Source organism: Rhizobium sp. NLR8a (genome assembly GCF_019685235.1).
In the GTDB taxonomy this organism is placed as follows: domain Bacteria; phylum Pseudomonadota; class Alphaproteobacteria; order Rhizobiales; family Rhizobiaceae; genus Rhizobium.
In genome coordinates, this window is the sequence record NZ_JABDWI010000004.1 from 45,315 (window position 1) to 65,991 (window position 20,677).

General features: G+C 63.1%; 20 protein-coding genes and 1 pseudogene. 6 read left to right on the top strand and 15 right to left on the bottom strand.

All coding sequences use genetic code 11. The features are described 5' to 3' along the window. Positions 1-257 precede the first annotated feature (257 nt). Positions 258-821, top strand: a complete 564-nt coding sequence (locus HJC04_RS08470; RefSeq protein ID WP_210629517.1) for a methylated-DNA--[protein]-cysteine S-methyltransferase — start codon at positions 258-260, stop codon at positions 819-821. Between the two features lie 31 nt (positions 822-852). Here the strand turns inward: HJC04_RS08470 and HJC04_RS08475 are convergent, their stop codons facing one another. The 3 genes from HJC04_RS08475 to HJC04_RS08485 are packed head-to-tail and all read right to left on the bottom strand — an operon-like array spanning position 853 to position 2,895. After that, positions 853-1,587 carry an SDR family oxidoreductase gene (locus HJC04_RS08475; protein WP_210629516.1) on the bottom strand — a complete coding sequence of 245 codons (735 nt, stop codon included), beginning with the start codon at positions 1,585-1,587 and terminating at the stop codon, positions 853-855. A 38-nt stretch (positions 1,588-1,625) separates the two neighbouring features. Then, positions 1,626-2,477 carry an oxidoreductase gene (locus tag HJC04_RS08480; protein WP_221145729.1) on the bottom strand — a complete coding sequence of 284 codons (852 nt, stop codon included), beginning with the start codon at positions 2,475-2,477 and terminating at the stop codon, positions 1,626-1,628. Between the two features lie 43 nt (positions 2,478-2,520). Further along, positions 2,521-2,895, bottom strand: coding sequence for an Atu4866 domain-containing protein (locus HJC04_RS08485; protein ID WP_221145731.1), 375 nt, complete (start codon positions 2,893-2,895; stop codon positions 2,521-2,523). Between the two features lie 126 nt (positions 2,896-3,021). Between HJC04_RS08485 and HJC04_RS08490 the strand changes: the two genes are divergently transcribed. The 3 genes from HJC04_RS08490 (at position 3,022) to HJC04_RS08500 (ending at position 5,499) form a co-directional block, all read left to right on the top strand. Next, positions 3,022-3,918: a LysR family transcriptional regulator gene (locus HJC04_RS08490; RefSeq protein ID WP_210629513.1), complete on the top strand. Its 897-nt coding sequence runs from the start codon at positions 3,022-3,024 to the stop codon at positions 3,916-3,918. Positions 3,919-4,060: 142 nt separating this feature from the next. Next, positions 4,061-4,915 (top strand): helix-turn-helix domain-containing protein, encoded by an 855-nt coding sequence (locus HJC04_RS08495; protein WP_221145733.1) that lies wholly within the window; start codon positions 4,061-4,063, stop codon positions 4,913-4,915. Positions 4,916-4,953: 38 nt separating this feature from the next. Further along, positions 4,954-5,499: a YbhB/YbcL family Raf kinase inhibitor-like protein gene (locus tag HJC04_RS08500; RefSeq protein ID WP_210629511.1), complete on the top strand. Its 546-nt coding sequence runs from the start codon at positions 4,954-4,956 to the stop codon at positions 5,497-5,499. A gap of 116 nt (positions 5,500-5,615) precedes the next feature. On the opposite strand, the gene HJC04_RS08505 is transcribed toward HJC04_RS08500, so the two are convergent. Beyond that, the gene (locus HJC04_RS08505) at positions 5,616-6,146 is read right to left on the bottom strand and encodes a dihydrofolate reductase family protein (RefSeq protein WP_221145735.1); all 531 of its coding nucleotides are present in this window, start codon (positions 6,144-6,146) and stop codon (positions 5,616-5,618) included. A gap of 107 nt (positions 6,147-6,253) precedes the next feature. Here HJC04_RS08505 and HJC04_RS08510 point away from each other — a divergent pair. After that, a pseudogene (locus tag HJC04_RS08510) lies at positions 6,254-6,871 on the top strand (GyrI-like domain-containing protein); the annotation flags it as partial. A gap of 25 nt (positions 6,872-6,896) precedes the next feature. Here HJC04_RS08510 and guaA read toward each other — a convergent pair. From guaA to HJC04_RS08525, 3 genes are all read right to left on the bottom strand, one after another. Further along, positions 6,897-8,459, bottom strand: coding sequence for a glutamine-hydrolyzing GMP synthase (gene guaA, locus HJC04_RS08515; protein ID WP_210629509.1), 1,563 nt, complete (start codon positions 8,457-8,459; stop codon positions 6,897-6,899). 112 nt (positions 8,460-8,571) lie between these two features. Continuing rightward, positions 8,572-9,210: a 5'-methylthioadenosine/S-adenosylhomocysteine nucleosidase gene (locus HJC04_RS08520; protein ID WP_011423682.1), complete on the bottom strand. Its 639-nt coding sequence runs from the start codon at positions 9,208-9,210 to the stop codon at positions 8,572-8,574. Next, positions 9,207-9,656 (bottom strand): PaaI family thioesterase, encoded by a 450-nt coding sequence (locus HJC04_RS08525; protein WP_064707699.1) that lies wholly within the window; start codon positions 9,654-9,656, stop codon positions 9,207-9,209. Before HJC04_RS08525 ends, HJC04_RS08520 begins: the two co-directional genes overlap by 4 nt. A gap of 241 nt (positions 9,657-9,897) precedes the next feature. Between HJC04_RS08525 and HJC04_RS08530 the strand changes: the two genes are divergently transcribed. After that, positions 9,898-10,974, top strand: a complete 1,077-nt coding sequence (locus HJC04_RS08530; protein WP_210629508.1) for a DUF2252 family protein — start codon at positions 9,898-9,900, stop codon at positions 10,972-10,974. Here the strand turns inward: HJC04_RS08530 and HJC04_RS08535 are convergent. The 8 genes from HJC04_RS08535 to queG form a co-directional block, all read right to left on the bottom strand. Beyond that, entirely contained in the window at positions 10,956-12,053 is a 1,098-nt protein-coding gene (locus tag HJC04_RS08535) for a DUF1513 domain-containing protein (RefSeq protein WP_221145745.1), read from the bottom strand. The two genes, HJC04_RS08530 and HJC04_RS08535, sit on opposite strands and share 19 nt — an antisense overlap. A 4-nt stretch (positions 12,054-12,057) precedes the next feature. Next, the gene (locus tag HJC04_RS08540; protein ID WP_221145747.1) at positions 12,058-13,158 is read right to left on the bottom strand and encodes an imelysin family protein; all 1,101 of its coding nucleotides are present in this window, start codon (positions 13,156-13,158) and stop codon (positions 12,058-12,060) included. After that, positions 13,158-14,933 (bottom strand): di-heme oxidoredictase family protein, encoded by a 1,776-nt coding sequence (locus HJC04_RS08545; protein ID WP_259668830.1) that lies wholly within the window; start codon positions 14,931-14,933, stop codon positions 13,158-13,160. The genes HJC04_RS08540 and HJC04_RS08545 overlap by 1 nt, the downstream gene beginning before the upstream one ends. Positions 14,934-14,976: 43 nt before the next feature. Then, positions 14,977-16,251 (bottom strand): imelysin family protein, encoded by a 1,275-nt coding sequence (locus HJC04_RS08550; RefSeq protein ID WP_210629505.1) that lies wholly within the window; start codon positions 16,249-16,251, stop codon positions 14,977-14,979. Positions 16,252-16,454: 203 nt separating this feature from the next. Continuing rightward, complete coding sequence (locus tag HJC04_RS08555; protein ID WP_221145749.1) at positions 16,455-17,744, bottom strand: RsmB/NOP family class I SAM-dependent RNA methyltransferase; 1,290 nt, start codon at positions 17,742-17,744, stop codon at positions 16,455-16,457. Between the two features lie 143 nt (positions 17,745-17,887). Then, entirely contained in the window at positions 17,888-18,250 is a 363-nt protein-coding gene (locus HJC04_RS08560) for a septal ring lytic transglycosylase RlpA family protein (protein WP_184457978.1), read from the bottom strand. Between the two features lie 398 nt (positions 18,251-18,648). Beyond that, positions 18,649-19,518, bottom strand: a complete 870-nt coding sequence (locus HJC04_RS08565; protein ID WP_221145760.1) for an SDR family oxidoreductase — start codon at positions 19,516-19,518, stop codon at positions 18,649-18,651. Next, on the bottom strand, positions 19,518-20,669 hold the full coding sequence (gene queG / locus HJC04_RS08570; protein WP_210629502.1) for a tRNA epoxyqueuosine(34) reductase QueG: 1,152 nt from the start codon (positions 20,667-20,669) through the stop codon (positions 19,518-19,520). Before queG ends, HJC04_RS08565 begins: the two co-directional genes overlap by 1 nt. Positions 20,670-20,677: the final 8 nt, after the last annotated feature.

Genomic DNA, 20,677 nt, shown 5'->3' on the forward strand with positions numbered 1-20,677 from the left:
CTTTATGCGCGGAAATCCGGCGAGCGCAAGCCTCACCGGCACCCTTGTCTCAACCGGGGGCAATCCCGAAGAAAAGCAGGTTGCCGCTATGTTGATCTTGCCTTGCCGTCGAGATCACGGACGAACATCAAAAGCGCCTGCTTCATCGGCTTCCAAGCCGATAGGAACAAAAAAAGAACGATTTTCGCAAGAAACGGGTTGAAACCGGGGTCTCGCCATAGGATCCTTTGGGAGATCGTAAATGCGGAGGCTGTGTCATGGCCGAGACGATGCATCACTATCTCATCTTCGAAACCGCTGGCGGCTTCTGCGGCATCGCCTGGAGCGACGCCGGCATCGCCCGTTTCCAATTACCGACGAAAACCGCGGAGGCGACGGAACGGCTGCTGCTGCGCCGCCTGCCGGATGCCCAACCCGGCGCCCCGACGCCTGAGGTGGTGGAGACGGTAGCGGCCGTGAGGCGCTATTTCCAAGGCGAGGAAACCGATTTCTCGGGCGTCGAACTCGATCTTGCCGACCAGAATGACTTCTTCCGGGATATCTATGCGGCGGCAAGGCGTGTTGGCTGGGGCAGCACGACCACTTACGGCGCGCTGGCCAGGGAACTCGGCGCCGGGCCGGAAGCGGCTCGCGACGTCGGCCAGGCGATGGCCAAGAACCCGGTCGCCCTGATTATCCCCTGCCACCGGGTGCTTGCCGCCGGCGGCAAGATCGGCGGCTTCTCGGCGCCCGGCGGCTCGTCATCGAAGGCCCGCATGCTGGAGCTCGAAGGCGTCAGCCTCGGCCCGCCGCCGCCTGCCCAGCAGTCGCTGGGCTTTTGAGCGGCCGGACAATTCCACGGGACGTGGCTGCTCAATGCGGGCTGGCCGTCGGGCGGATGATGATTTCGCTGACATCGACGTCGTCAGGCTGGCTGATGGCATAGAGGATCGCATTGGCGACGGCTTTCGGGCTGATGGTGATCGCCCTGAAAGCCTTCATGGCGTCCCGCGCCGTCGTGTCGGTGATCGTGTCGGCAAGCTCGGATGTCGTCGTGCCGGGCGAGATGACGGTCACGCGGATACGGTCGGTCTCCTGCCGTAGCCCGTCCGAAATCGCCCGCACGGCAAATTTCGTTGCGCAATAGACGGCCGCGGTCGGCGAGACGCTGTGGCCGCCGATCGAAGACAGGTTGATGATCTGCCCCGATCCCTGTGCCTTCATGATCGGAAGCGCTGCCGCTATGCCGTAGAGGACACCCTTGATGTTGACGTCGACCATCCGGTCCCACTCGTCGACCTTGAGCGCGTCGAGCGGCGACAGCGGCATGACGCCGGCATTGTTGATGATGACATCGAGCCGGCCGAATTCGGCCTTGGCGAAGCCTGCAAAGGCTTCCACCTGGACACGGTCGGTGACGTCGAGCTTGCGCAGACGCACCGTTCCACCCCCGGCTTCGATTTCGCCGGCGAGCGCCTCCAGGCGGTCGCTGCGGCGCGCGCCGATCACGACTCGCGCGCCGGCGGCGGCCAGCACTTTTGCCGTGGCCTCTCCAATGCCGCTGCTGGCTCCGGTGATGGCAATGACTTTTCCTTCGATATCAGACATTTCAAACTCCATGAGCAGATTGAGGATTTTCGTGATGGTCAACTCGGAAAATCGGCGCTGAGAGTCGTCTTCGCCCACGCATCGAAATTGGCGCGCAGCGTGTCGAGCCGATCGCGGGCGATCTTCAGGGAAGCTGCCCCGAGCAGCAGACGCAGCGGCGGTTCGCCCGCCTCGAAGGCCGATATGATTGCGCTTGCCGCGCGCGCGGGATCGCCCGGCTGCTTGCCGGCGATTGAGCGGGTGGCCTGGCGCCGCTTGCCCGCGGTCTCGGCATAGTCTTCGATGATCGTGCTGGATTCGACCATCGACCGGCCGGCCCAATCTGTGCGGAAGCCGGCGGGCTCCAGGATCGTCACACGAATGCCAAGCGGCCCGACCTCATGGGCCAGCGATTCCGACAGGGCTTCGACCGCGAATTTCGTGGCGTGGTAGTAGCCGGTCGCGGCGAAGGCGACGAGCCCGCCGAGCGACGAGACGTTGAAGATATGCCCCTGCCGGCGTGAGCGCATGCGGGGCAGAACCTGTTTGGTCACGGCGATCAACCCGAAGACATTGGTCTCGAATTGGGCGCGGATCTCGGCATCCTCGCCCTCTTCGATCGCCGAGAGATAGCCGTAGCCGGCATTATTGGCGAGAACATCGATGGCGCCGAAATGCGCCTCGGCGGCGTGGACCGCAGCGGCGATGGAGCGGCCGTCGGTTAGGTCGAGGGCGAGGGCCAGCGCCCGCTTCCCATGCGCTGCTGTGAGATCGCTGAGCGTATCGGGTCTGCGCGCCGTAACGGCAGCGCGCCACCCGCGCGCCAGGACCGCTTCGGCGAGTGCCCGGCCGAGGCCGGATGATGCGCCGGTGATGAACCAGATGGGTGTGGTGGAAGACATGGTCGTCATCCTTTCCGGCCGTCCTATGCGGCCCTTTCCTGTGCGCGAGCGGTCATTTGCGGCGAAGCACCATGCCGCCGTGATGGAGCGTATTGTCGTCGACGAAATCGCCGTCGGCGGTGAAGCCCGTATCGTCCCAGTATTCAATGTGCGTTCCGGTGACTTCGTAGCGTCCGCGATAGGCGCTCTCCCGGCTTCCGCGGGCCTCGTCGTAACGATTGTCGGGCAGGAGTCCGTGTCGGACGCGGCCGTCGTCGGTGACCCACATTCCGACATAGGGATGCTGCTGCATGGTGTTCTCGCTTGGCTGTTGGAACTTGGTTTTTCGCACGTTCGGGGCGTCGGCCGACCACGCCGGCGTCGCGGTGCCGGTCAGAATGATGGCGGTGAAGAGATGCAGAACTGGGCTGCTGTAAAACTTTCGCATCGCGCCTCCTTTCGAGCGGGGAGCGCTTGGGGCTAGGCCATGCCTTGACCTCGACAGGAAGATAATCTTGGCGAGCCGCGCGATTAAGTTGCCAATGCCGGATGGCTTGGTTAACATTGCTAACCAATGGCCGATGATCTCGAAGGCATTTCAGTCTTTCTCGCCGTAGCGGAGGCCCGGAATTTCCGGCTCGCCGGCGAGCGTCTGGGCGTGACCCGCTCCGCCGTCAGCCAGGCCTTGCAGCGTCTTGAGGACCGGCTTGGTGCGCCCCTGGTTCAGCGCACGACGCGCAGCGTCAGCCTGACCGAGGCCGGCGAAGTCTTCCTTGAGGTGGTTCGTCCCTCGATGCGCCAGGTCAGGGATGCGATGCAGACGGTGCGCGACATGCAGGCGCGCCCGAGCGGCCTGCTGCGGATCACCGTTTCCTCCATCGCCGAGCGCTTCCTATCCGGGACTTTGCTCGCCGGCTTTATGCAGGCCTGCCCGGGCATCAAGCTCGATATCACCATCACCGATGACGAATTCGACATCGTCGAAGCCGGCTTCGACGCTGGTGTGAGACTGGGCGAGGTGATCGAGCAGGATATGATCGCGATTTCGGTTTCGTCTCCACAGAGACAATGCGCCGCCGCATCGCCAAGCTATCTCGAGCGTCACGGTTCGCCTCGCCATCCCCGCGACCTGGAGAACCACGCCTGCATCGGATGGCGGCCGCGCCCGGATACCGCGCCCTATCGCTGGGAGTTCACGGAGAACGACCGCGACTTCGACGTCGCCGTCGATCCCGTGGTCACGACCAATGACATGGGAATGATGATCCGCATCGCCTGCGCTGGGGCCGGAATCACCTTCGGCATGGTGGAAACTTTCGAGCCCTATATCGATCGCGGCGAACTCGTGCCGCTGCTGGTGGAGTTCTGCCCGCCATTTCCGGGCTTCTATCTCTATTATCCCAGGCGCCAGAGGCAGCCAGTGAAACTGCGCGCGCTGGTCGACTATGTGCGCCGGTCGGCCGGTAATTAGGCCTAATCAAGTGCCGTGCCGCTGGCATGGTTGCTGCCGGCATGTGGTTTTGGTATTCCCGAGCACCTAGTCGATGGCCGAGCGGGCGACGTCATGCTGGCCCCTCCGGTCGCCGTTCTGAACATCCGCTGGCGGAGAAAATATGCTCGACGACGTCTTTCCCATTCCGACCAGGGCATTGATCCGCCAGGGTGGGCGAGCCTGCTTCCATCGCCTCGTCACGACCAGCCCGCTGCTGATCCAGGTCCAGTCTGGAACGAAGATCGTCATGTCGGATGACAAGCCTTTGCGCCTTGAGGCCGGCGATTACGGCCTCTTGCCCGACCACCGGCCGTTGACGATGGAGAACATTCCGAAGGCGCCGCAGAAATATCAGACCCTGGCGCTTCCAATTCCGCGACAGCTTTTCGAGGACGCTTATGATAGGATGGGATCGGTCGCCGTGCCATCACGGCCTCTTCCGGCCAGCACCTCGAGGCTGCCGGAGGAAGCTGCTGCCTTGTTCGAATATTGCAGTCAGCCGGGCAATCTGGCGCGGCTTCCGGGCGCCATCGCCAAGGCCCGTCTGATGGAACTCGTCACCTGGTTCGCGCTCTGCGGGGCGGTGCTCGGCCGATGCGAAAGCCCTCGACTTGAGGACCGGCTGCGGCAGATGATCGAAGCTGATCCGGCCGGCGCCTGGACGCTGGCGAATGCTGCGGGCTTGTTCAACATGAGTGAGGCGACGCTGAGGCGGAGGCTCTCCGCCGAGAATACCGCCTTCAGCGAGGTCTTGAGCGATACCCGGATGAACCGCGCTCTGGCGCTTATCCAGACGACGACATTGCCGATGGCGCAGGTTGCGCTGGAGGTCGGTTACGATTCGCCTTCGCAATTTTCCGCACGCTTCAAGGAGCGGTTTGGCGTCAGCCCGCGTCATGTACGCAGCGGCCCCGAGCACTTTGAGCGGATCGGGGCAGAAATTGAGCAGAGCGGGGCAGATGCGCTGGAGCGGTGACGATAGTTTCCCGGCATCGTCAACCAAGGAGAACAACAATGCGTTTGATCACAGCAGCACTTATGGCCGCCTCCGTCTTCGGCGCCACGGCCGCCCACGCCGAAATGAAGCTCACCTCGAAGGATCTAGCCGCCGGCAAGGCCATGGCCGACGCGCAGGTCTTCAACGGCTTCGGCTGCTCGGGCGGAAACATTTCGCCGGAACTGGCCTGGTCGGGCGCGCCCGAGGGTACCAAGAGCTTCGCCGTCATGGCATACGATCCGGATGCGCCCACAGGCTCCGGCTGGTGGCATTGGTCGGTGTTCAATATCCCCGCAGATATTTCGAAGATTGCCACCGGCGCAAGTGGTGGCAAGAAGCTTCCCGCAGGCGCCGTGGAAGGTCACACCGATTTTGGCACTTCCGGATATGGCGGCGCATGCCCGCCGACCGGCGATAAGCCGCACCGCTACCAGTTCACCGTCTACGCGCTCAAGGTGGACAAGCTTCCGCTTCCGGAGACGGCGCCGGGCGCCATGGTCGGCTTCTATGTCAGGGCCAACACGCTCGACAAGGCCTCGATCGAGGTGACTTACGGCCGCTGAAGCTGGCTCTGGATCCGCAACGTCCTTACACAATCAAGGCCGGCCGTGGTGACTGAACCTCGGCCGGCCTATGCGTGCCTTCCGTCTTCGCCGGCAACGTCACTTGCGGCTCCTCATTAGGCAGGAACATAGGTGAGCTTGATCACATTCTCGTCGATCAGATTATGGCTCACAAGACGAAGCGGCGGTCGGGGCCCGGCGAAATATGGTTTGCCGTGGCCAAGCACGACGGGATGCAGGTAGATGTGATACTCATCAATCAGGCCGAGTCCGGTAAGGCTTTGCGCCAGGTCCGGCCCGGCAACTTCGATCTCTCCGTCACGCTCGGCCTTTAGAGCGCGCATCGCGCCCTCGAGATCATCCCCGACAAGGCTGGCGTTGGGGCCGACCGACGTCAATGACCGCGAGACCACCCATTTCGGCTGCTTCCGCCACGCCGCTGCAAAGGCCTGTTCCTCTGCATTCCACTCGGGATGATCCTCATCCCAATAACGCATGACCTCATACGTCCGGCGGCCGTAGACGCTGCCCGCCTGCCTCCGAGCCTGCTCGACGAAGTGGCGGAAGAGGATGGGGCTTGGCCCGAAGGCCGTGTGGTCGACGTAGCCGTCCAGCGACTGGTTCATCCCGAATACGAGCTTGGCCATGCCAACTTCCCTTTTTGAACGGAGCATCCACGTGCGTTCGGCTGCGCACCGATAGGAAACAGGCTAGATCAACTGATTTTAATTTGCAATTGGTTTTTGGCTATACGATGAAGGCCGGCTACACCGCACCGGATGCTTTCGCCCGCGCCTTTCGGCAAAGGTTCGGTCAATCGCCTTCGTCGTTCCGGAAGTCTCCCGACTGGGAGCCGTGGCTTGCGGCCTTCGGACCTCTCGACAACGCCAGGAGCAAGCTGATGCAGAAGACTTTTACCCCCAACGACATGACGATCCGCAATGTGCCGCCCACGCCGGTGGCGATCATGCAGCATCGGGGTGACCCGGCGATGCTCGCCGCCACCATCCAGCGGTTCATCGCCTGGCGCAAGGCCGCCGGTCTGCACCCCAGGACAAGTCCGACCTTCAACGTCTGGCGTTCAGAACGGCGCCCTGCTGAGCCTGCCGATTATAGCGTCGACCTCTGCGTGGGGACCAGCCGGCCGATCGAGGCGGGCGAAGGGATCAAAGCCGGCGAGATCCCCGGCGGGCGCTGCGCGTCCTCGGCAATACCGATAATCTGGAGGCCGGCACTCTACCTTTATCGCGACTGGCTTCCGGCGAGCGGCGAGCAAGCACGCGATTTCCCGATCTATTGCCAGCGGCTAAGCTTCTTCCCGGAGGTGCCGGAGCATGAGGCGGTGGCGGAGCTGTTTCTGCCGCTGAAATAGCGGTCTCGGAGGGCGGCTTCTGCCCTCATTCCCATTCGATCGTGCCGGGCGGCTTCGATGTGACGTCGTAGACCACGCGGTTGATGCCGCGCACCTCGTTGATGATGCGGGTGGCGGCGCGGCCGAGGAATTCCATGTCGTAGTGGTAGAAATCCGCCGTCATGCCGTCGACTGACGTGACCGCGCGCAATGCGCAGACGAATTCGTAGGTGCGTCCGTCGCCCATGACGCCGACGGTCTGGACGGGCAGCAGCACGGCGAAGGCCTGCCAGATGGCGTCGTAGAGCCCGGCCTTGCGGATTTCGTCGAGATAGATCGCATCGGCTTCGCGCAGGATCTCCAGCTTCTCGCGGGTGATGCCGCCGGGGCAACGGATCGCAAGGCCCGGACCGGGGAAGGGATGGCGGCCGATGAAGCTGTCGGGCAGGCCGAGCTCGCGGCCGAGCGCGCGCACCTCATCCTTGAAGAGTTCGCGCAGCGGCTCGACGAGCTGCATCTTCATGCGCTCCGGCAAGCCGCCGACATTGTGATGCGACTTGATCGTCACCGACGGGCCGCCGGTGAAGGAAACGCTCTCGATGACGTCGGGATAGAGCGTGCCCTGGCCGAGGAAATCGGCGCCGCCGAGCTTCTTCGCCTCTTCCTCGAAGGTCTCGATGAAGAGCCGGCCGATGATCTTACGCTTGGTCTCCGGATCGCTGACGCCTTCGAGCTCGCCGATGAAACGGTCCGACGCATCGACATGCAGGAGGTGCAGATTGTAATGCTCGCGGAACATGGCGACGACATTGGCCGCCTCGTCCTTGCGCATCAGGCCGTGGTCGACGAGGATGCAGGTCAGCTGGTCGCCGACGGCCTCATGGATCAGCAGCGCCGCGACGGAGCTGTCGACGCCGCCCGAAAGCGCGCAGATGACGCGCTTGTCGCCCACCTGCTTGCGGATCTCTTCGACCGCCTTCTGGCGATAGGCCGACATCGACCAGTCACCCTTGATGCCCGCGACATTGTGAATGAAGTTGCCGATCAGCTTGGCGCCGTCGGGAGTATGGACGACCTCCGGATGGAACTGCACGCCGTAATATTTGCGCTTCTCGTCGGCGATGAAGGCGAAGGGCGCATTGGAAGAGGTGGCGACCACCTCGAAACCATCCGGCAGCGCCGTGACGCGGTCGCCATGGCTCATCCACACCTGATGGCGCGAACCGGAGGACCAGAGGCCTTCGAACAGCTGGCAGTCCTTGTCGACGTCGAGGAAGGCGCGGCCGAATTCGCGGTGATGGCCGCTTTCGACCTTGCCGCCGAGCTGCATGCACATCGTCTGCTGACCGTAGCAGATGCCGAAGAGCGGCAGGCCGCTGTCGAAGATGATCTGGGGTGCTCGCGGCGACCCTTCGTCGACCGTCGAAGCCGGACTGCCGGACAGAATCACCGCCTTCGGCTGCAGGCGCTTGAAGCCCTCTTCGGCGGATTGAAAGGGAACGATCTCGCAATAGACGCCGGCCTCGCGCACGCGCCGTGCGATGAGCTGGGTCACCTGGCTGCCGAAATCGACGATGAGAACGGAGTCGGGATGTGCTGTCTGGGTCATGGCGAGGCTTTAAAGAAAAGCGCTTCGCCTGGCAATCCGGGAAATCGGCGGCGTCGAGTTTTTATTGTTCCGATTGTCCCCGCGCGTCGGAGAAGACGCGCGGCGCTGAACTCTAAAACCAGAAAACCCCGTCCTCCAGCGCCGTGAACAGGCTGTCGACGCCGTAGGAGAGCTTGCGATCGACGATATGCAGATATTCTGTCCAGCCGGAGATATGCTGCAGTTCGACCGCACCGTCGGAAATGCCGCGCAGGCCGATCAGCGGCAGCTTGTAGCCCTGGCAGGCGCGCAGCACTGCATAAGTCTCCATGTCGACCATGTCGGCGTCGATGTCGCTATAGGCGGCGCCCGAGATGACGTTGCCGCCGGTGGAAAGGCTTGCTTCGGGAATGCCGGGGATGCGCAGCGGCAGCTCGAGCGCCGCGGGCAGGTCGAGAAACGGCGTCCTACCCTTTTCGAAACCGAGCGGCGAAGCGTCCATGTCGCGATAGGAGACCGAGCTCACCTGATAGACTTCGGTCTGCTCCAGTTTCGCCGAACCGGCCGAGCCAAGCGAAACCACGAGATCCGGCAGGTCGTCGGCCGCATCCAGCCGTGCCAGGGTCTTGGTCAGCGCGACCGCCGCCTCGACCGGGCCGACGCCGGTCATCAAGGGTTCGATGCGCGAACGCAGGAAGGAGCCGTATTCGGCCTCCGCCGCCATGACGAAAAGCATGGATTTTCCTGCGACCGACTTCAGCTCGAACTTCATCCTGTGATTCCTTCTCTGCCGCGGATGACCATCATCGTTCCGGTCATGGAGGCGATGAGTTTCGCCGGCCCGTCGCTGATCGCGTAGCCTCGCCCGTCGGCGACGATAATGGTGGAGCCGGGTTTGGTGATTTCGCCGCGAAACAGGAAGCGCTCGCCACGCCCCGGCGACATCAGGTTGACTTTGAACTCGATCGTCAGGATCGAGGCCTCGGGATCGATGAGGCTGTAGGCCGCAAAGCCGCAGGCCGAATCCAGCGCCGCCGAAATGATGCCCGCATGCAGGATGCCGTGCTGCTGTGTCAGTTTGACGTCGAAGGGAAGCTCGATCTCGACGACGCCGTGCTCGACGCGCGTCAGCTCCGCGCCGATCGTCTGCATCGCCGCCTGGCGCGCAAAATTGCGGCGGATTCGCGCGCGGAAATCGCCCCTGTCAGTCTCGCTCATGGCTGCCCCTCTCGAAGCCGGGAAAGTGGCATGACGGGCCGGATTCGACAAGCTGGACCTTGCCGAAATCCGTGCCGATGCCGCCGGAAACCGGAAACCGTGTCGCTGGGGCAACCTTTCGCCGTGCCGTCGCTCCACAAGCCTGCTTCATCAGCACCACCGAAACCGTGCAATGGCGATTGCAGCCTCGCGCGGAGCGCGTATTCTCGCGTCGAACTCGAAATGATGGTGCATCAGCGGCATGACGACGATATCGCAATCGGTGCGGAATTTCGAGAACTGGCTGGCTGGCGAACTCGGCAACGATCTCGTCAAGAAGGATCTGCGGGAGAAGCACAAGAAGATGCGCAGCAACGCGTTCGTCTTCCTGCGCGCCACCTATTGGCGCTGGTGCGAAACCATCCTCGATATCTGCCCGGACCTCGCAGGTGCGCCTGAAGTGCTGGCAGTCGGCGATATGCATCTAGAAAATTTCGGCACCTGGCGCGACGTCGAGGGCCGGCTTGTCTGGGGCGTCAATGATTTCGACGACGCGGCGGTCATGCCTTATGCGCTCGACCTCGTTCGTCTGGCGGCAAGCGCCATCCTGGCGCGCGGCGACAACGGCCCGTCCGTCCGCATGGTCGGCGAACTGATCCTCACCGGCTATCGCAGGGGCCTTGAGAATCCGCTGCCCGTCATCCTCGAGCGCGACTACAAATGGCTCCGCAAGGCATTGGTGCTGCCGAATGCCGAACGCCGGGAATTTTGGGAGAAATACGAGACCCTGCGTCCCGGCGAGAAACCGGCGCCTCCCGCCTATATCAAGGCGCTTACCGGTGCATTGCCATCCGGCTCAGGTCGCTTCGTGGCCAAGCCGCATCGCGCCGGCACCGGCAGTCTCGGTCGGCCACGTTTCGTCGCCTATTGCGAATGGCAGGGCGGGCCGGTTCTGCGCGAGGCGAAGGCGCTGGTGCAGTCGGCCTGGTCGCTTTGCCACGGGCCGCAGCACGGGACGATCCATGCGGACAAGATTGCCGGAGGGCGTATGCGCTCGGCCGATCCTCACTATACCGTCTCCGGGCATATCCTCCTGCGCCGGCTCTCGCCGAACAGCCGCAAGATCGAGATCGACAAGCACCCGGAAATCCTGCTTGCGCCGACGATGCTCGAGCTGATGGGCTTTGAGATCGCCAACTGCCATTCCGACGATCCGACGGCGGCGGTGGCGATCCTGGACGATCTGCGGGTGCGCGGGACCGAATGGCTGCATGAAGCGGCAAGGGCCGCGGCGTCGGCGATCAGTGCCGAGCAGAAGGCCTATGCGCGCGTCGGCTGAGAGATCCGAACGATGTGCTGATCCCAGGCGACGGCGCTGCGGGTCGACAGGAAGTCGCCATCATAGGAGGAGACGGCAAAGCCCTCTCTTGCCGGCGCGATGCCCGCGGCATCCGCAATGACCGTCTCGGCCAGCACCTTGCCGGTTTTCGCGTCGATCGTCACCGAGGCGCCGCCTTTCGGGGAGGTGATGCCGACGAGGCCTTCGCTGCGATTGACGGCGATCGCGCCGACGTAGTTGGCAAGCCTGCGCGTCGTCTCTTCCGGCAGCTCGACGAAGGAAAGATCTTCGCCCTTGGCGAAATGACCGACAAGCGGCGGCAGGTCCTTGCGGTGGCCTTCATACTGGCAGGCGAACCAGATGCGGCCGTCGCCGTCGAGGTCGACGTGGCGGGTCGACAGCTGCGACCATTCGGCCGGCAGCACATGTTTTTCGATCAACGCGCCCGTCGCCGCATCGATCAGCACAAGCGATGGCTGCATCGCCCCGAGATTGAGCTTGGTGCGGCCGAAATCCGGATGCGTCTCGATGCCGCCATTGGCAACGATGAGCAGGCGTCCGTCATCGGAAACGGTCATGTCGTGCGGGCCGATGCCGTAGGTCTCGAATTCGCCGATGCGGGTGAAGCGGTCGGTCGCATCGTAGATTCCGATCATGCCGCGGTTGGCGTCGAAATCGTTCTCGCTGGCGTAGAGAATGCGGCCGTCGGGCGAGAAGACGCCGTGGCCGTAGAAATGCCGGTCGTCCCGGGAGCTGATGACGATCGGCTGACCCTTATTCCGCGGATCGAAGATCATCGCATAGGTGCCGGGCCGGCGCGCAAAGGCGACGGTCTTGCCGGTGGCGGCGCTGAAGGCCATGCCGTGAGCCCGGGCGGGAAGCGCCACCTGATCGATGATCTCGCCGCGTTCCGTCACCGTCGCGATGGCAAAGGAGCCGTCGGCGGCGCGAATGCCCGAGGCATAGACGGCGTCCGAGCGCTCCAACGCCATCAGCGACCTTGGCGTCAAGGCCGCAAGGAAGCCGATCCCTGCCGCCTTGACGAAGCTGCGTCGATCGATCGTGGTGCTTCGTATCATCGCTTCAGTCTCCGTCCGAAAAGGAAAAGCCGGCCGACAGGCCGATGGCCGAGCCATATTCGTCGCTTATACTGGTAATCAGCTGGCGGCTGTCGGCAAGCAGCGCATCGAGCTTGGCCTTCTCGGCATCGCTCACGGCGACGGCGATGTCGGGATTGAGCTTCGGCACGCTGTCGAGCAGCGATTTGAAATCCGCGTCGATCGAGGCGGCAACCGACCGCTTGTCTGCCGGCAGAAGCTCGGCCATGCCGGCCTTCTGCCAGAGCGTGCGCAGGCCTTCCAGATTGGCAGCCATCGCTTTCCAGGTGTTCTTCGAACGCCAGTAGATGGCCATGCGCGGGCGCGGCGCGGTGTCCTTGCCCTTGTAGAACTGCTCCAGCCGCTGATCGCGGACATTCTCCGCACCGTGGACGAGAATGCCGAGCAGTGCGGTCACGGCTTCCTTGTTGTCCATGAAATCATTGCTCTGCGGGCCCGGATGTTTCCAGCTCGCCTGCACGCCATCGGGTTTTTCCCAGGCAGCGACGACTTCGCCGGCCTCACGCTGGATATTGCCGGCGACCGCTGCGCCGTAAAGGCAGCGGAAGCCGCCCTTCTGCTTGACGAGGTCCTCCGAGCCGTTGCCGTAGAGCACATATTCCAGCGCTGTCAGGCCCTGCAGCGCCACACTCTTGCCGGCGATCGCATCGACGGTCGCGTCCTTCGGATCGGCCTTGGCGATCAGCGCCTGCACCTGCCTCAAGCCGACACCCTTGCGGTCGGGATAGAACAGGATGTGCTCGAAGAGATTGTCCTGGATAACGGGCCCGGTCTGGACGATCTCGATGATCGACCAGTAGCGGATCGTGTCGTCGAAGGCCGATTTCGCTTTGTCGAGCGTTTGCTGCGTGCCGCCGTCGCAGAGATCCTTCATCGCCGTCGTCAGCCGGGCGGCCGATTGCTGCATGTTGCGATAGCCGGGGCGGATCACCTCGTCGACGGCGCGCTGCAAGACGGCGGGAACGGCATCCTCGTTCAACCCTGCCGGAGGCGCGGCGGTCTGGGCGGCCCCCGATGTGGCGAGGCCGATCAGAGTGAGGCAGAGCAAGGGGTGCCAAAGGCGCATCAAAGTGACTCCAGGAACGTAATCAGGGCCGCCCGGTCGTCTTTAGACAGGGAGGAGAAAGCGTTGCGGGCCTTTTCAGCTTCGCCGCCATGCCAGAGAATCGCCTCGGTGACGTTTCGCGCACGGCCGTCATGCAGGAAAAAGCTGTGTCCGCTGACAGTCCGGGTCAGTCCTATACCCCATAGCGGCGGCGTGCGCCATTCACGTCCACTTGCAAGCCCGACCTGTTGCCCATCAGCAAGGCGGTCGCCCATGTCGTGCAGAAGAAAATCGGAATAGGGCCAGATCAGCTGGAAGGATTGCGCCTCGTCGGGCGTATTCCGGGCGGTGACGAATTTCGGCACATGGCAGGAAATGCAGCCGGTTTCGTAAAAAATCCGCTTTCCCCGCAGCGTGTCGGGAAAGCTCGCCTTGCGCCGCGCCGGCACGGCGAGATTTTCCGAATAGAAAGTCACGAGGTCAAGAACGGGACCCGGGGCTTCTTCTGCACCCAGCCGTTTCTGCACCCCGGTCGGCATCTCAAGGCATTTCTCTTCCGCCTTGGTGCAATCGCCCTGCGCGTCCGGCTGATCGGGCGTCGAGATGCCGACATCGTTGGCGAAAGCATCGGCGCTCTGGTCGCGAACTGTAGCGTTCTGCGCTTTCCAGCCGAACCGGCCGAGCGTGATCTTGCCGCTGCGGTGGTCGCGAACGATCGCCGCCTTGCCCGAAATGCCGTCGCCGTCGGTATCGTCCGGGTCGGCGTGGGCAAGGATGTCAGCCTCGGGAATGGCCTCGATCAGCCCGAGCCCGATCATCGCAGGAGCGACACGCGCCGAGATCGTCGTTGCGGGATCGAGCGGTCCGTAGGCAAGGTTCTTCACTCCGTAAGCAGGCCGGCGCAGCGACACGGTCTCGCCATCACCGAGCGTCACTTTTTCGTCGTGATAGCTGATCGTCATCCGACCTTCGGCAGCAAGGCCCGGAACGGCAAGATCCTGCAACTGATGGCCATAGGCCGGGTCGGGGAAATTGACGACATCCGCCCGTGCTATCGCCTTCTCTTCCACCGGTGTTGCGACGGCACGGGAAAGCCGCAGGACCATCGAGACGGCGCTCGGCCCCCCCTCCGGCGGTTTGCCGCGGCCATCATTGACATGACAGCTCATGCAGGAGCGGGCGTTGAAGAGCGGTCCGAGGCCATCGGAGGCCTGCGTCGAAGAGGGAGCGGAAACCCAGAGCTTGCGGAAGAGCGCGTTGCCAAGCCTGAAATTCTGCTCTTCCTCGAAGGGGATATTGGCCGAAATATGCGAGAAGCTGTCTTCGGTGACAGGGTCGATCGAGGTCGTAGCCCCTGCCTGCATCGCTTCATATTGTTCGGCCTTGGAAAAATCCTGGGTCGGCTGCGTGATGTCGGCGACGCGTGCGAGATCGGCCTCGGAAAGGTCGGTGCGTTTCGCCGGCAGGTCGAAGCCGGAGGCGAAAGCGAGGGGCGCTCCCGCAAGGGCGGCGAAGGTGGCGATGCGGAGGGAGAGGCGGAGTTTCGAGAAGAGGCGACCTTTCCGAGCGCCAAGCTCGACGATGCTGGCGCCTGTTTCCCGCTCTACTCCCTCATTCTCTTCCTCGGGTTTAACGCGAGGGATGTCACAGGAATCCAGTGCGCCCAAGTCTTTGGGCGCGGAAGACTCTCCCCTGACCGAGTCATTCACGGCGCCGACACGCCGTGGCTGGATTCCTGTGACATCCGTCGGGCGGAGCCCTGAGGACACAGGAATGAGGGAGGTAATAGACGGCATTTCAGAGTCCGGGCCGCTCCACTGAGAGCGGCCCGCCTTTTGCTTATTTGAAGACGGCGTTAGGATTATCCAAGCTGTCGGAACCTTCAAGCTGAACCGCGCCGAGATCGAGTGCGGCAACAACGCGCTGGATCGATTTCGTCTGGTCGATCAGACCGTCGATGGCGGCCTGGACGACCGCGTTGCCTTCCTTGTTGCCCTCGGCGATCATCTGGTCGTACTTTTCGACCGTCTCGCCGCGCTTTGCCATGGCATTCATCGCATCGAGCGTCTTGTTGAGCTTGCCTTCCATCTCGGCATCGAGCGCCTTGTCCTTGGCGGCGACGAGGTCTTGCAGCGACGGGCCGCTGAGCTTGGTGCCGTCGACGCGGGTATAGTTGCCGGTATAGGCGGCAGCGATGCCGATCGCGTCGTTGAGATGCGAATTGTAGGTATTGTCGGAGAAGCAATCATGCTCTTCCTCCGGATCGTGCAGCAGCAGGCCGAGCTTCATGCGCTCGCCAGCGAGTTCGCCATAGGAGAGCGAGCCCATGCCGGTCAGGATGGCGACGAGGCCGGCCTTCGGATCTGCTTCGACGGTCTTCGTCGCCACCCCGTCCGGCTTCCAGTCATCGGTCATTTCCTTGAGGTCGGAAACGAGCAGGGTGGAGGCGGACTTCAGATATTCGGCGCGCCGGTCGCAATTGCCGTGCGTGCAGTTCTTGAGGTCGTAATCGGTGGCCGGGCGGTTGCCGGCGCCCGGACCCGTGCCGTTCAGATCCTGGCCCCAGAGCAGGAATTCGATGGCGTGGTAGCCGGTCGCGACATTGGCTTCGATGCCGCCGGCTTCGGCGAGCGTGCCGGAGAGGAATTCCGGCGTCAGCTTCGAGGCGTCAACATCCTTGCCGTCGATCTTGATCGTCTTGTTGGCGATGACGTTGGCCACATAGAGCGAGTTTTCGTCGCTCTCGGTGCCGTAGGAGGCGTCGACATAGTCGATCAGGCCCTCGTCGAGAGGCCATGCGTTGACCTTGCCTTCCCAATCGTCGACAACAGGATTGCCGAAGCGATAGACTTCGGTCTGCTGATAGGGTACGCGCGCCTTGATCCAGGCATCCCTGGCGGCCTTCAGCGTCTCGTCGGTCGGCGCCTTCAGGAAGGCGTCGATGGCGGCGTCGAGCGCCTTGGCCGTCGTCAGCGAGTCCTCATATTTGGCATGCGCCACCTCGGCATAATGTTTCACCACGGCGCCAGCATCGGTCTCGGCCTGCGCGGGAAGGGCGAGCAGGGCGGCGGGGGCAATCGCCAGCACGGCTGCGCGGAATGTATTGAGCTTCATAATCCTCTCCTGTGACGGATCTTCCGTCTAATCGGGCTCCGTCTCTTCGCGCAAAAGTAAACTGGTGTCAAACGCTCTAGTTTGGAATGATTTTAAGAATGGCGCGGGCCGGCGCACCCCGGTCTTTCAGGTGCATTTGGCTGAAGATCAGCACTTCACGTCGAAATGACGGGCCCCAGTCTGCGCATGCAGCGGGGGGGGCGTCAGCCCTTCCGCTGCATGCGGCAGAAGAAGAAGCCGTCCGTGTCGGTGGAGGCGGGCGTCAGCGTCACGGTCAGGCCATCGGAAGAGTGCGGACGCGGCGCCTGCTTTCCGAACAGGCCGTCCCAGGCGGGCAGGGCGCCGACGATCTCAAAATCAGGGTTCCCGCCCGTAAAGCGGCGCACCTGTTCCTCATTTTCCTGCGGCAGCACCGAGCAGGTGACATAGATCAGTTCGCCGCCCGGTTTGACGAAGCCGCTCGCCTGCGCCAGCGCGTCCTGCTGCTGGGCGGTGCGTTCGTCGAGGTTCTTCGCCGTCAGCCGCCATTTCGTGTCGGGGCGGCGGCGCCATGTGCCGGTGCCGGTGCAGGGCGCGTCGACCAGCACCTTGTCGCAGCGCCCGGCAAGACCCGACAGCCCCCTGGCGTCGTCATGCACCTGGACATTGCGCGTGCCTGCCCGCTTCAGCCGCTCAATGATCGGCGCCAGCCGTTTGCGGTCGGCGTCATAGGCGTGCACCTGACCCTTGTTCTGCATGGCGGCGGCCATGGCGAGCGTCTTGCCGCCGCCGCCGGCGCAATAATCGAGGATCTGTTCGCCCTCGCGCGCGAGCACCAGATCGGCGACGATCTGCGAACCTTCGTCCTGAACTTCGAACCAGCCTTTCTGGAACGAAAGCTCGGCTGTCACGTTGGGAAGACGCGAGGCGCCTTCGCCGGCGGCAATCCGGATGCCGTAGCGGGCGATCTTCGCGGCATGCGCGCCGGCTCTTTCGAGCGCCTTGACCGCCTTGTCGCGCGAAGCCTTCAGGATGTTGGCGCGTAGATCAAGCGTCGGGCGGGCGGCAAGCGCCTGTGCTTCGGCGAGCCAGCCGGCGCCGAAAGCCTGTTCGAAGGAGGATTGCACCCATTCGGGAATATCGCCGCGGATATGCGGCGGCGCGTCCTCGAGCGAGCGGCTTGCAAAGGCGGCTGCGGCCTCGGGTGAAAGCGGCGCCGGCGCGAACTTGTCGTCGGCGAGTTCGGCGGCAAGACTGTCTGGGGTGAAGCCCCATTGACGGAACATGACGGCGTGGGCAATGGCCGCAGCGCTGTCGTCATTCATCAGCCAGGCATGCGAAAGCCGCATGCGCAAGGCGTCGTAGACGATGTTGCCGATTGCCGCACGATCGCCGGAACCGGCGAAGCGATGGGCAAGGCCCCAGTCCTTGAGTGCGTCGGCGACGGGTCGCTTGCGGGCATCAATGTCCGCGAGCACAGAAATCGCCCCTTCGAGGCGGCCGCCCAGACGCATTCACATATCTCCTGTTGCCGTGCCGTGTGAACGATCCGCACACAGTGCCGGGCGGATGGTTTACAGGTTTCAACCGCGTGGTAACCGCGATTGGCGGCAAGAGCAAGCGCCGCTGACGGCGCAGGCGGTTGCAAGCTCCGGGCTTAGCTGATCACCTGGTAGCAGACCTTCGCCGTGCCGGAGCTCACCATGCCGATATTCTGTGCGGCGGCGCGCGACAGATCGAGCACACGGCCGCGGATGAACGGACCGCGATCATTGATGCGAACGACGACGGTGCGGCCATTGTTGCGGTTGGTGACCTTGACCTTGGTGCCGAATGCGAGCGAACGATGCGCGGCAGTCAAGACGGCGGGGTTCATACGTTCTCCGGAAGCAGTTTTGGAGTGAAGAGCGTACCATGAAGCACCGCCGCAGCCATTTGCAGCAAAACCTTCCGCCGGAAGCAGGGAAGAGCAGGCCGCAATAGTTGCCGCAGCGATAATAGAACGGCTGATTTTCTTCAAAACGGAGTATCCCTCAACTATTGAACACACGCCTTTGCAGGCGGCGGGGCTTAAATCCGTCGAAAAATGGCAAAAAAGTGCCGCTCACGATCACGGAATGTTGCATTCTGTAATATGTGTGATGCTATTGATAAAATTTCGGAATTTGCCCCATGCGGTCGGACGTAGAAAAAACATAATGGAATCAGCTAAAATTCAAATGAATTTTCCGACGAAGCGTTAAACTGCGCGGTCCTCACAGAAATCACGAAATTTTTTTCCCGCCTTCGCCATATTTGCTGCCACATTTGAGCAAATTCAAAGGCTGTTAACCATAAGATGCGGCGAGAATTGTTCGTAAGAGTGCCGAAAGTAGGAATTTCCTACTCATTTTGGGTGATAACTCTGGCCGACCGGATCTAACCGCGCCAGCGCCTGTCCAGCCACAATTGTGCAAGCGACATCGGATAGTTCGGGAATGAGAATTCGAAACCGGCCGCCTTCAGTTTTGCGTTGGAAACCCGCTTGTTCTCGCCGTAGAAAGAACGCGCCATCGGCGTCAGCTCGGCGGTTTCGAAGACCTGTTCCGGAGGCGGTTCGACGCCCATCAGCCGTGCCGCCTCGACGATCACGTCCTGCGGCGGCCCCGGTCGGTCGTCGGTGATATTATAGATGCCGCCGAGGCCGCGCTCCGACAGGAAGCGCGCCGCCGCGCCGATATCCTCGACGCGGATGCGGTTGAAGACCTGGTCCTTCTTGATCAGCCGCCGCGCCGTGCCCTTTTCGAGATTGCAGAAGGCGTTGCGCCCCGGCCCATAGATGCCGGAAAGACGCAGCACCGCCGCCGGCACGCCACGCTCGCGGCCCATTGCCAGCCAGCCCTCTTCGGCCTCAAGCCGCTCCTTCGACCGCCCGGAAACCGGCAGGCACGGCGTGTCTTCGCTTACCCAGGCGCCCTGGTGATCGCCATAGACGCCGACGGTGGAGAGATAGCCGATCCATTCGAGCCTCGGCAGCAGGCTCGCGCCGTTTTTATTGAGCAGTCCCAGCAACGGATCGGCCTTTCCAGGCGCGATCGACTGCACGACATGGGTGACATCGGCCAAAGCCCGGACGAGTTCCTCTTCCATCGTCTCGCCATCGAACAGGAATGCCTCGATGCCGGCGCGGCGGAGCGCTTCCATCTTCTCTGCGGAACGGGTCGTTCCGGACACCCGCACGCCGTCGCCGGCGAAGGCCTTGGCGATTGCCGTGCCGGAATAACCGCAGCCAAAGATCATCACATGCATCAGCCCACTCCCGCCAGCCGCCATTCGTTCAGCACATTTTCGTCGCTCTCGTCGGTCCTTTGTGCGGCAAAGGCGGAGAATTCGCCAGCCTCCATCAGCCGGGAAAGCGCCCAGACAGCCATGCCGCGGACCGCCGGGGCGGAATCGCCGGCGAGCGCACGACATTGCGCAATGAGCGCCGTCTCGCCGGAATTGCCGGCAGCGATCAGCACGTTGCGGATGAAACGGTCGCGACCGATCCGTTTGACCGGCGAACCACTGAAGAAGGCGCGGAAGGCGGCATCGTCCAGCGTCAGCAGAAAGGCGATCGACGGCTCCTTCAGCTCTTCGCGCGCCTGCAACTTCATTTCGGAGGCGGAGCTTGCGAACTTGTTCCAGGGACAGGCGGCGAGACAGTCGTCGCAGCCATAGATGCGGTTGCCGATCAGCACCCGCAGGTCGGGGTCGATTGGTCCCTTGTGTTCGATGGTGAGATAGGAGATGCAGCGCCGCGCGTCGATCTGGTAGGGCGCCGGGAAGGCGGCGGTCGGACAGACATCGAGACAGGCGCGGCAGGAGCCGCAATGATCGATCTCCGGCGCGTCGACGGCAAGATCGGCGGTGGTGAACATCGAGCCGAGAAACAGCCAGGAGCCTCGTGTGCGGCTGACGAGATTGGTGTGTTTGCCCTGCCAGCCGATACCGGCCGCCGCCGCCAACGGCTTTTCCATCACTGGCGCGGTGTCGACGAACACCTTCACATCGGCGCCGGCGCGTGCGGCAAAGCGTGTGGCGATCTCCTTCAGCCGGCCCTTGATGATGTCGTGATAATCGCGATTGCGGGCGTAGACGGAGATTGCCGCCCTGTCCGGCTTGCCGAGGACGTCGCGCGGGTCCTCCTCCGGAGCATAATTGAGGCCGAAGACGACGACGGACCGGACCTCGCTCCAGAGCGTCAGCGGATCGCCGCGCCGCTCGCGCGTCTCCGCCATCCACTCCATCGTCCCGTGGCGTCCGGCATCGATGAACTCACCGAGACGCTGTTTGGCTTCGGGGATCGCGTCAGGGCGGGTGATGCGGCAGAGATCGAAGCCCTTGGCGGCAGATTCCGCCCGGACGAACTCGGTCAAATTGTCGCGGCGGCGGCGCTCTTTGTCATCATTGTCGGGCATGAGGCGCC